Here is an 11,810-nt window from a genome sequence, read left to right as displayed (position 1 = left end):
TTTACCCGAGAATCATCCACAAGACCCAAGCTACGAGTGGGATCGTCAACGCCATGGTAGCGGTGATATAGGGGTTCGTGTTCAAGCGGCGTTCCAACGGACGACGGTTGCTTTGGAACTCTTGCAATTGCCGAGCAATGTGTTTGCCGCGTTCGGCAAGTTCATTATACTTCTTCAAATCGCGATTGGTTTCCGCGAGACCCACTTCGGCCATCGCGTCGAGCTGCGTGGCTCCCATCAGAACCTTGCGAGCTTGAGAGATCTTGAATTTCCGAAGCGCACTTTCGCCCGCTTGCTTCGTGTCCTCAAATGACACACCATGCTCAGGCTTAAACTTGAAACCGCTGGCGACCTGCTCCCGCCAAGTCATCAAATCGAGCGTTAGTCCGGGGCCGAGCATCGGGATTCCCATCAACTTGAGGGTGTCAACGTCGAGCGCCGATTCCACTCCAAATGATTGCAGCATGGAAAGCATCGAAGAATTCAAGCCGGGAATTTTCCGCATGTTGTCTTGCAGTAAATTGCTGGCGAGATAACGATTCAACTGCGAACCTCGCTGCAAAACCAACACGTCCTGCAATTGGCCTTCCTCGGCTTGATAGTGCTCGTAAGCGTTTTTCAAATCCTCGACGGAATTGTCAAACTGCTTCTTGCGTTGACGGTGTTTACCAAGGACGACTTGCGCCCCTTTGGCAAGTTGAGCTTGGATTTGCTGAAGTTGCGTGAACAAGGTATCGCTTTCCTTGCGGCGTGCCCGTCCTGCTTTGCTGAAAATCAAATACCCACCCGCAGCAACCGAGCCCAAAGCTCCCAGACCTAAGGCGATGGGCCACTTAATTCCTAAGAGGCATACGCTCGCCGCGGCGATCATGGCCGTCGCAGCCACGTCGCTTGCCGAGGCCTTTGTTTTTTCCGTCGGCTTGGTGGGTTTGAGCACCTGCGGCATCGGCAGCTTGTTCGCGGGAATATCGACAAAGCCAGGAATCTGCAGCTTTTGAATCCGGCGATCGAGTTCTTCAAGTCGTCCCTTGGAAACGGTCGACGCCCCGCCATCGGCAACGAAAAAGACGGGGCCTCCTTCGTCTTCGATGCGGCACCACGGGCACTCGCGGAGCATGCTGTAATAGACGTGGGCCGGATCAAACGAACAAACACGCCGCTGCTTGATGAGTGCTTCAAGTTGTTCGACCCACATATGCGCAGTGGGTCGGCCTTCTTCACCATCGCGACCGCGGAAGGCCCACTCGAACAGATCCGCCACGCTTTGCGGCAGATCGGTCAACAGCAGTGACGCCGGTGGAGGAGTTACCAGAGTGTCCTTGGAGTTCTTGGAAAACGCGAACCGCTTCTCGGCAATTGCTTTTTCGATAGTCAATTCGCCGGGTCCGTTGAAACGCCCCGCGAACGGATGCCGTCCTACGAACAGCAGGTGGAAGATCATAATCGCGAGTCCAAAGCGGTCGTGATCTTCCGTGCGACGGACGTCGCGCAGTTTCAGCGATTGGAGTTCCGGCGGCGTGAAGTGCGGTGTGCCCACCGGGCAGGGAAACACATGTCCATTGGCCTCGATTTGGAAGGAATCGCAATCGATAAATCGCACGCACATGTTTTGGTCGACCATCAAGTTGCCTTGATTGACGTCGCCCACGACGATGCTTGCCGCGTGCATGGATTCAAAGGCCGCAGCCACGTTGCGTGCCGCCAGCACCATGTGATGCCAACGAGCTTCCGGAAAATTACGACGGCGATTGGCCGTGCCGTACAGTTCATGGAGCGTTTTAGATTTGCTCACGTTGGGCATAAGGATGCCCAAGGCATCGCGACTGCGGGGATCAAGCAACAACTCTCGAGGCCAAGCCGAGATGGCCTCGAGCGCCGAGGTGCGTCGCGTGATCATCGCTTGCAGTTTTTCAAACGTCTCCGTCGGCAAAGGACGTTGATGATAGAGCTTGGCGACCAAACGGTCGTCGGTCTCGACGGCGTAAACGCTCCCCTCGCCCCCTTTGCCAATCGTCTCACCCAGGCGAACTTCTTCGCCGCGCGAGTCCACTAATTTGGGGGCACTAATCATTGGATCGCGAAGCCAGGATGAGGGTTTTGTCGTCGTCGGAACGGCGGCAGACAGATTCGGATTTTAGAAATTGCTCAAGATTTTCTCCCAAGCTTTGCCAATTCTCTAATGTTCCCAAGGCCTGAAATAATGGCTCAAAAAACGGAGGATGAGGCGTTTGCGTGTCGAAACGCAAGGCAATCCGTTCGATGCCATCGGTGAACAGTGCAACTTCGGAGTACGTGTTTGGTGTTACGTAAAACTGCAACTTATCGCGGTACTCTTTGGACGTGATAAATGTAGTTGTGTTGGCATATTCGCCGGAATCTGGCCAGAACACGGCTCCGCACGAAACACCGCTACGCAGGACGATGGCCCCATCGCCGATCTGAAAAAAACAGGAACCGGTCGGAGATAGAATGGCCGTGCAAATCGTGGTGGCGAAATCGTTTGTGCGGGCATCGCGAGCCGAAGCTTCTTCTTCGATGCGACTGCGCGCCAAATCACACCAGGCAATCGCCTGCTGCGCATCAATCGCAGCAATGGAACCGCCTCCTACCAGAAAGGCGTCGACGCTCTCGACCACGGCATTGCAGATCACGAGCGAACCTGTGCCGCTGTGTTTTGCGGAACCTGCACCGTCGGCCACGCAGGCCACGAGCGTCCCCGCGGCTTTGCCATCGAGTGTGCGTACCCGGCTGCTATCTTGGCACGGAGTACCATCCGCCAAGTGGGATTTACCCTGGACGCTTCGTGAGATGGTGCGCCATGCGATTGCCATATTAGATCTGGGCCCACCCGCGCGGTCCGCTCGTTGGATCTTCCAACGGCACTTCTTCCCCCGGTGAGGAACGCGAAACCGCCTGCTGGGAGTTGGATAACCAACTGAACAGTTCGCGGAATTTCATGCCCTGCAACCACAATGGCTTGCGAACGCAAATCTCGTCGAGGACCGACATGTTGGCCCCTTCGACTCCGACCGCGAAAAAGCAGAACGATTTGGATTTTTCGCCGGCATGGACTCGTGACACCACGGGCTTCCAGTGATCGTTCGGTTCACCGTCGGTGATCAGGAAAGCCCACGGTCGGTAGTAGGCAATTCCGTTTTCGCGGTAGCAAGCCTTGCGCTCTTCGATCATGTCGAGCGCGACGTTGATGGCTTCACCCATCGGAGTGCCGCCGATAACCTGCAACTTCGGTGGATCGAATTCGAGGGCCGTCGTGAATTCGACCAAGCGGGTAACCCGCCCGCCAAAGGTCACGATTGCAACTTCGACTCGCTTGGATGCTAGCGGGTCGGCCATCAACTCCTGGCGATATATTTCTAAGCCTTTATTGAGTTCCGTAATCCGTGGGCCGTGCATCGAAGTCGACGTGTCGACGATCAACACACAAGGAACCCGTGGCTCCGGATTCTCAGCGAATTCAACCGAACTGAAGGCACTTTCTGCAGAAACTTGTTCCATGCTCGACTCTACCCCTGTCATGCGGACGGGCTCGCGGCCAGTGATTTCACGCTGGCATCGCGCAAACTCCTTGATTTCAACTAGCAACCTAGTATGGCCCGAATGCCAGCATCGTTCAAGTATTTTCAGTACACCCCTCGGGCTAGTGAAAATCTGCGGGTTGAGCAATTTTTGCTAGCGATTTTGGGTCAAAAACGCTGTTTACCTGATTCCGCATTCCTCCTATTCTTCGAACCCGTTTATTTCGTGGCCGTCGGAAGCATAGGAACCCTAGCATCATGCGAACATCTTATTCTCCTTTCGCCCCATTGCTGCTGATCTTGCTGAGCCTATTTGCTACCTCGGTGGGGATCCACGCCGGCTACGCCGAAGAACTTCGCATCGAGACCAAAGTTTTTGGCGGGGATGAAGAAGAGGAAAAGCCGCTAAGCCATACGGTCACGCTGTTCGACAAGAACACGGTTTACGACTTCGTGGAGAATCCCGAACAGATCGCTATTTTCCGCGCCCCCACTCCCGGCAACGGTGGACAGTTTATTCTGCTCGACGTTGGCAGTGCCCGACGTACTGAAGTTTCGACCGAACGTATTGCCGGACTGATGGATAAACTCTCGAGCTGGGCCGCCGATCAAAAAGACCCGCTGTTGAAATTTTCAGCGAATCCGAAATTCAAAGAAACTTTCGACCGTGATACCGGCGTGCTGATGCTCACCAGCGACCTGTGGGAATACAATGTCGCCACGATTCCCGCAGACAGCGCCCCCCTGCTCTCTCGTTACCGCGAATTCACCGATTGGTATACGCGACTCAACACGATGATGAACAGCACGCCTCCACCGGGACCACGCTTAGAACTCAACAGCTCATTGGAAAAATACGGCGTAATGCCGGTGGAAATTCGTCGCACGCTCAAAGCAAATAAGTCCATGCTGCGGGCCACTCATTTGTTCTCGTGGCGACTGTCGCGCGAGGATCGGGCACGCCTGGATGAAGCACGCAAATATCTGGCGAGCTTTGAAAAGGTAGGTAACGAAGCGTTCATCGCCGCGAAATATGGCCGCGACGATGTTGTTCGTGGTCAGTCTGAGTAGTTCAACTCTGGGATTGCGACTGCGATGGTCCTTTCGGGCGTTGTTCTTGCGGAACAACATCGACACTCACTCCCATCGTGTGATCGCCACCTCCGACAAATGTCCCCTGAATCGGGCAGATGTCGCTGTAGTCGCGTCCCCAGCCGATGCAAATGTGTTCTTCGCTGGAGAACATATCGTTCGTGGGATCGATGTCGACCCAGCCCAACTTCTCACCGCAATAGACCGAAGCCCAGGCATGTGACGCATCGGCTCCCACGAGTCGGGGTTGGCCCGGCGGTGGTTCGGTGCAGATATAGCCGCTCACATATCGAGCAGCGAGTCCCATCGAACGAACACAACCGACGGCCAGATGCGCAAAATCCTGGCACACGCCCCGGCGAATTTGTAGCAATTCGTCAAGTGGTGTGTTGACGGTCGTCGCGCGGGAATCGAATTTGAAATCCGCGTGAATTCGCGTCGTCAGATCACGCAAGGCCCCGAGAATCGGGCGTTCCGCCGGGAAGCTCGACGCGGCGTAGCGAAACATGTCGGGGAACAAGCGAATCCGCGGCGAGGCGAACGTGAACTGCAAGATCTCCAGTGAATCGCGATCGTATTTGTCACGGCGCCGATGTGTGAGAGTTTCCCACGCTGGGGAGGGGAGCTTTTCATACTCAGGCGCTTCGTAGACTTCTACCTGACTCTCGGCCGTCACTTTGAGCCCCATCAACGCGCCGCGGACCGAAAAATAATCGGCCGCGTTCCCGAAATAATCATCTCGTCGGGCGAGCGTCGAAGGGGTCGGCTCGATCACCAAGCGATGCTGCCGGCAGGTTTGGCGGGTTGTATTACGCGGAGCCAAGTGCACCATGTTGTGGCAATTGGGCACCGGCTCGGTGTAGGCATACCAGGTTGTGTGCTGAACGGTGTAATGCATGGCTTAAGAGGGGCTGATTCTCGCCAGTTGAACGACGGGTCCCGAATGGAAAAAGTAGCGATGAGAAATCGCGTCGGAAAGCTTCGGCAACGTGTCTTCAATGTACTGGAGTAACGACTTGAGCGGTTTGGGATCGCCCGCATTGTAGGCGGCGGCGATTTCCTGACTGTTCGTCGTTTTCAGCAGTGTTGAAACCGAAGCCACCAACGTTTGCTCAGGCCGCACATTGGGCCCGTGAATATCGCGGGGCAATTGATTCACGTGGTTGAAGCACTGAATGACTTGATACAGCACCGAGCGCGGATTTGTGTCGTCGCATAACAGCAGGTCGAGCACCGGAGCAAGTTGCATCCGCGAGAAATAGCGGAACCGGTACGTCATCAGACCGTCACAGATTTCGAGCAACGATTCCAAGAGCGCGTGATCCGCGGAGCTCTTGGCATCGAGCACGCTGGAAAGCAGCGTCGCGGTTTGTAGGGCGTGTTCCAAGCGGCGGCCGAAATCCAAAAACCGCCAGGCATGCGTGCGGGTCATGCTGTCGGCGACATTACCACCCAAAGCCGCGAGCTGTACCAACAGTTCGTTGACCTTTTCCATCACGTCGAGCAGACCATCGCTCTTGGGAGAACTCCAAAAGTTGTCGTCCATCTGGCGAATGATCCGCCATGTGTCGAGCGACATCAAATCACGCACCGAGGAAGCCAGCACCGTCATGCGACTGACGGTGGAGCGCAACGCGTTCACGTCGTCGTTATTGAACACGGCGGCAGGCAAGAGCCTTTCGATCGTGGGAAGCTGCTCGCGGATTTCTTCGACCACGACACCGGGCTCGATCATGCCCTGGCTGGCGAGCCCACGAATCAGAATCGGCAATTCGGGCACGCTTTCGGCGTCTTCTTCGCTCGACAATCGCGAAGCCACGGCCCGCACCCATTTGCCGAGCGATTCCGTGCGAGTTGAAAGTCGTCCCAACCAGAAAAAGTGCTCGGCTGCACGGCTGGAAAGATCGACACCACCACGACGAAATTGAACCGGCTCGTCGGCGGTTTGCAGCAATGTAACTTTTTCCACAGGCCCGTCGGCAAGCACCCAAGTGTCTTTGCTGCCTTCGCCGTCGAGCAATGACAATTCCAACGGAGCCAGCGTGGCCGAGAGCCGCGTGAGACCGCCGGGCATGATCTCGTAAGAATCCTCATTAGCGACGGCAAAGGTGCGTAGTGCGACATACGCTCGTTCGCTTGTCACTTCCGACCATACGGGGGCCGTCGAGCGGGTCACCACTTCTTGCGCGACAAAATTACCGGGATCTTTTTCGATCAGCACCGAGATTTCACGCCGCGTGAGCTTGGCAAAACTTTGCGATTCACTCCGTGTGAAGCCCCGTCGGCGATAGGCCGGTTTGATGACGAGTTTGTCGAGATTCGCGAGGACATGTTGCCGGCTTTTGTCTTCGCCACACCAGTAGGTAGCAATTCCGGGCATCTTGAGGGGCTCGCCCAATAGGTGCTGACAAATTTGTGGGAAAAATGCCATGAAAATTGGCGATTCCACCAGTCCGCTGCCCAGCTTATTGGCGAGAGCCACACCTCCGCTCCGCACGGCTTGCACCAATCCTGCCACGCCGCTCGGTGAGACTATTGAAAGCTCAAGCGGATCGCAATGCTCACTGTTGGGTCGCCGCCACAAGACATCCACTCGCGTCAGCCCCGCGAGAGTTTTGAGAAATACTTGGTTGTCGCGGACGTCGAGATCGCCGGCTTCGGCGAGCGTGTATCCCAAATAGCGCGCGAGAAACGCATCTTCAAAATAGTTGGCGGTCCCCGCAGCGCGGCTCAACAACACCACGCGAGGTTCGTCGTCTTGCTGTGGAGCGAGGCTTTCCAAATGCCGCTGCACGGCTTTGAAATAGGGGGCGTGCCGTTCGATGCGGCAATGATGAATCACGTCGGGCATCATGCGCGACATGGCGATACGATTCTCGAGCGCGAAACCGGCACCCGAAGGGGCCTCGGTGCGATCCCCCATCACCCACCATTGGCCATCGGGCGAACGAGCCAAGTCTGCTGCGTAAAGATGCAGAATGCGGTCGGGTTGTTTCTCCGGCGAAGCGTATGGCAGAAGAAAGCCCGGATGTCGAAAAAGAACTTCGGGGGGCAAGATCCCTTCGCACAGTAACCGTTGCGGACCAAACAAATCGCGCAGCACCAAATCCAACACGTGAGCGCGTTGCTGTAAACCCTCGGCCATGGTGCGCCATTCGTCCGCGCCAATCGCAAGCGGGAAAGCGTCGAGCGCCCAAGGATGTTTGCGGGCGTGGGGATCAGTCGGATCGGGATAGGCAAGGCTATTTTGGCGTAATAGTCGCTGAGCTTGCAGCCAGCGGCGGCTGAATTCATCGCTTGATAAGTGCGCAGCCGCCTCGGCAAACCGCTGCCAATGGGGATGCATCTTCCCCGCAGCGGTGAAGACTTCATCGTACGACTGCGAATTGCACGTATAGTCGCCGAAGAGATTCACGTGTTGCTTTGCCGGCTCGAGAATGCTCACAACAGAACGAGCTTACCCTTTGCTTTACGCCAATAGTCCGTTTTGACGCCCACGCCGCAAATCGAGCGTCATGGGGTAGTCGGGATTCACTTCGTCACGCGGAATGGCAATTCTGCCACCGCGATGACCCATTGCCGAGAATCGAGCTCCGCGCCGACTCTCCGCTTCAAAAGCGTTAACGGGGAACGACGAGGGATTCAATCCCCCGGGATGTCCCACGTGGTAGGTGGCTCCACCGATCGAACGTTTCAGCCAAGTATCGACCACGTCGAACACCAACGGCGTATCAACGGGAATCGTTGGATGCAAACAACTCGGTGGTTGCCAAGCGCGATAACGCACGCCCGCCACATATTCTCCCTCTGTACCGGTCGGATGCAACGGCAGTTTCCGTCCGTTGCAGGTAATAATGTGTCTGGGATTGGTCATTCCCTTGACTTTAACTTGCATCCGCTCGACCGAGGAATCGACGTAACGTGCCGTTCCACCTCCGCCTGCCTCCTCACCCAAGACATACCAGGGCTCAACTGCCTTGCGGAGCTCAACATGGATATTGGCTTGGGCAAATGTGCCAATCACGGGGTAACGGAACTCGAAGTGAGGTCCAAACCACTCAAAGTCGATGTTGTAGCCCGCACGCTCGATTTCTTCGATCACGTCGGCAAAATCACATTTCGCAAAATGAGGCAATAAGAAACGATCGTGCAATGAGGTATCCCAATCCACGAGCGGGATGCCGTAGGGCTCTTCCCAGAAGTGGGCCACCAATGCCCGCAACAAAACTTGCTGCGCGAGGCTCATGCGAGCATGGGGAGGCATTTCAAAGCCGCGGAACTCGATGAGGCCTAAGCGGCCCGTGCCAGAGTCGGGCGAATAGAGCTTATCGATGCAAAATTCGGATCGATGTGTGTTGCCGGTCACGTCGACCAGCAAATTCCGGAAGACACGATCGACGATCCACGGGGCGACATTGCTTTTGCCGGTGATTTGCTCAAAGGCGATTTGCAACTCATAGCGTGCATCACGCCGGCCTTCATCCACCCGCGGGGCTTGGCTCGTCGGACCAATGAACGATCCCGAAAACATATAGGAGAGCGAAGGATGGTTGTGCCAAAAGCCTACCAAGCTCTTCAATAAATCGGGGCGACGCAAAAATGGACTGTCGTTGGGAGTCGGGCCACCCAGCACGACGTGATTACCACCCCCCGTGCCAGTGTGCGAGCCGTCCAGATCGAACTTTTCCGTGCCGAGTCGGCTGTTGCGGGCATCTTCATAGACGCCGCTCGTGATGTCGACGAGTTCCCGCCAATTGCTCGCTGGTTGCACGTTGACTTCAATGACCCCTGGATCAGGTGTCACTTTCAAATGCTGCAAACGGTGATCGTGTGGCGGTTCATAGCCTTCAATCGCAATCGGAAGTTGTAGCTCGGCCGCAGTGGCTTCAATTTTTGCGATGAGATCGAGGTAATCGACCAGATGATCCATGGGGGGCATAAAGAGATGCAGCACACCGCCCCGTGGCTCGATGCAGAGAGCCGTGCGAACCACATTTGACGGATCGTTTTGACCCGTGGCGAAGTGCATCGGCATCCCGGTGGAAGAGAAACCATTCTCGCCATGACCATGCCCAAAGCCATTTGTGGCTTCATGTTGGCCGCTCCGATTGGCGCTTTCGCTATGACCTGACCAGTCGCCGCCACTCCAATCCCCACCGAATGTTCCGCCGCCACCTCCGCCCGCATACGCCAACTTCATCATGGCCGAAGTTGCGTGCTGGGGATCGCGCAAGCTGCGATATTGCGGCAATGGACCACGTGGCGCGAGCGGATCAGCCACAAAGCCAAACTTTTCAAACGCTGGTTGCTGGTACCACATCAATGAGACAATCGGCAGGCGATAGCCCATGGCCGAATCGCCGGGGATCAAAAACATTTCCTCGCTGCGGACGATCCATTCGCCGCTTTCCCAATACGGCTCATGCGCCCACCAAACACGGCGGAGAGGCAACACGCAGCCCACGGGGGCTGTGATGCCTTGCTCAAACAAGCGTGCCATCCGAGCGCGCTCAATTTCATCTTCGAGCTTGGAATCGCGAATGTTGACGTTCATCGGCAAGCGGCGCTCTTTCCACGTGTAATAGAGCGCGTCCTCGAAGCCATCGATTACATGGCTGGGATTCACGCTCAACTTCTGGGCGAGCAATTGCCCAAAACGACGGGCATCGTCGACAGTGTGCGTTCCCGGCTTGATGGGATCGGCGATGAGCGATTCGTCCTGCCAGACGGGTTCAAAATCTTTGCGCCAATAGCACTTCAACGACCAGCGGGGAAGCGGTTCACCGGGATACCATTTCCCCTGACCAAAATGAATCAACGACCCGCTGGAAAAACGATGCTTTAACCGCCACAGCAAATCACCAGCAAGTCGGCGCTTGTTCTCGCCCATGGCGGCCGTTTTCCACTCTTCGCCTTCCATGTCGTCGATGGAGACGAACGTCGGTTCGCCACCCATCGTGAGCCGAACGTCGCCCGCTTGGAGGTGCTCGTCGATTTGCTGACCAAGAGCATTGATTTTGTCCCACTGTTCGTCGGAGTAGGGCTTTGTGACGCGCGGATCTTCGTGGACCCGTGTGAGGGTCATTTCGAACTTGAAGTCAAGCGGTGGTTCTGACGTAGTCCCCGTGATTGCCGCGGCAGAAATTGGCTCGGGCGTGCAGGCCAATGGGATATGACCTTCGCCAGTCAGCAACCCAGAAGTGGGATCGAGCCCCACCCAGCCAGCACCGGGCAGAAAGACTTCGGCCCAGGCGTGCAGATCCGTGAAATCTTCAGAAGCCCCTGACGGACCATCGAGCGATTTTTGGTCGGGTTTGAGCTGGATGAGATAGCCCGAAGTGAATCGCGCGGCGAGTCCCATGTGCCGCAGGATGTTCACCAACAGCCACGACGTATCGCGGCAGGAACCGTTGCGCTTGGAAAGCGTTTCGTCACACGACTGAACACCCGGCTCTAACCGAATGAGGTAGCCAATGTGTTCGCTGAGTTTCTGGTTGACTTCGACCAAAAAATCAATGGTGCGGCGTTTGCGACGATCCACCGTGCGGATGTACTCAGCCAACGGCGAGTTATCGAGCGCGGGCGAAACATGCAAGAACGGCATCAAATCGTGCAGCAGCGTCGGATGATAAGTGAAAGGAAACTCTTCTGCGGCTGGCTCGAGGAAAAAATCGAACGGGTTGATGACCGTCATTTCGGCGATCAGGTCAACTTCAAAGACGAGCTTCGTCGACCGCTTGGGAAACACAAAGCGGCCCACATAATTTCCATACGGATCTTGCTGCCAGTTCAGGTAGTGGTCAGCAGGCTCGACGCGCAGCGAATAGCTGTGAATCGGCGTGCGCGTGTGCGGGGCAGGTCGCAAGCGGACCAAATGAGGTCCGAATTCCGAGGGATCTTCGTACCGGTATTCGGTACGGTGGTGGAGCGCAACACGTATAGCCATGGCGGGACCCTAAGCAGGGCTAACAAAGGGCATTGTAAATAGGTGGGGTTCCGATTCGTCGCGCACCCGGTTCGTGGATCACAAGGGATCTGGATCCAGTCAACCCGCCTGGGGGGTTAGCGGCTCATCGATACCGGTTCTCTATCCTGCCTGGGAAAACTGACCGCGCCAATCAGATTCGCCCCTAGTATAACCAAAATCCGCCCAAGTCCAGCAGAATCTGCTGCCAATAACGA

General features: G+C 56.1%; 7 protein-coding genes. 1 reads left to right on the top strand and 6 read right to left on the bottom strand.

The genetic code is table 11. From position 1 onward, the window contains the following. Position 1 precedes the first annotated feature (1 nt). The 3 genes from AC6T8Q_RS05695 to AC6T8Q_RS05685 are packed head-to-tail and all read right to left on the bottom strand — an operon-like array spanning position 2 to position 3,516. A complete protein-coding gene (locus tag AC6T8Q_RS05695; RefSeq protein ID WP_500678150.1) occupies positions 2 to 2,071 on the bottom strand; it encodes a helix-hairpin-helix domain-containing protein in 2,070 nt (689 codons plus the stop codon). Further along, positions 2,064 to 2,780 (bottom strand): PP2C family serine/threonine-protein phosphatase, encoded by a 717-nt coding sequence (locus AC6T8Q_RS05690; RefSeq protein WP_500678149.1) that lies wholly within the window; start codon positions 2,778 to 2,780, stop codon positions 2,064 to 2,066. The genes AC6T8Q_RS05695 and AC6T8Q_RS05690 overlap by 8 nt, the downstream gene beginning before the upstream one ends. A gap of 52 nt (positions 2,781 to 2,832) precedes the next feature. Then, a complete protein-coding gene (locus AC6T8Q_RS05685) occupies positions 2,833 to 3,516 on the bottom strand; it encodes a vWA domain-containing protein (protein WP_496919511.1) in 684 nt (227 codons plus the stop codon). A 278-nt stretch (positions 3,517 to 3,794) separates the two neighbouring features. Here AC6T8Q_RS05685 and AC6T8Q_RS05680 point away from each other — a divergent pair, with 278 nt between their 5' ends. Next, entirely contained in the window at positions 3,795 to 4,607 is an 813-nt protein-coding gene (locus AC6T8Q_RS05680; RefSeq protein ID WP_500678148.1) for a hypothetical protein, read from the top strand. Between the two features lies 1 nt (position 4,608). On the opposite strand, the gene AC6T8Q_RS05675 is transcribed toward AC6T8Q_RS05680, so the two are convergent. Genes AC6T8Q_RS05675 through AC6T8Q_RS05665 form a run of 3 tightly spaced genes read right to left on the bottom strand, consistent with a single transcriptional unit; the run spans position 4,609 to position 11,574 of the window. Then, complete coding sequence (locus AC6T8Q_RS05675; protein ID WP_500678147.1) at positions 4,609 to 5,526, bottom strand: transglutaminase family protein; 918 nt, start codon at positions 5,524 to 5,526, stop codon at positions 4,609 to 4,611. A gap of 3 nt (positions 5,527 to 5,529) precedes the next feature. Next, positions 5,530 to 8,073, bottom strand: coding sequence for a circularly permuted type 2 ATP-grasp protein (locus tag AC6T8Q_RS05670; RefSeq protein ID WP_500678146.1), 2,544 nt, complete (start codon positions 8,071 to 8,073; stop codon positions 5,530 to 5,532). Positions 8,074 to 8,097: 24 nt separating this feature from the next. Next, on the bottom strand, positions 8,098 to 11,574 hold the full coding sequence (locus tag AC6T8Q_RS05665) for a transglutaminase family protein (RefSeq protein WP_500678145.1): 3,477 nt from the start codon (positions 11,572 to 11,574) through the stop codon (positions 8,098 to 8,100). Positions 11,575 to 11,810: the final 236 nt, after the last annotated feature.

It is taken from the genome of Bythopirellula sp., from assembly GCF_041737835.1.
Lineage (GTDB): Bacteria > Planctomycetota > Planctomycetia > Pirellulales > Lacipirellulaceae > Bythopirellula.
This window is presented reverse-complemented; position numbering and strand designations above follow the sequence as displayed.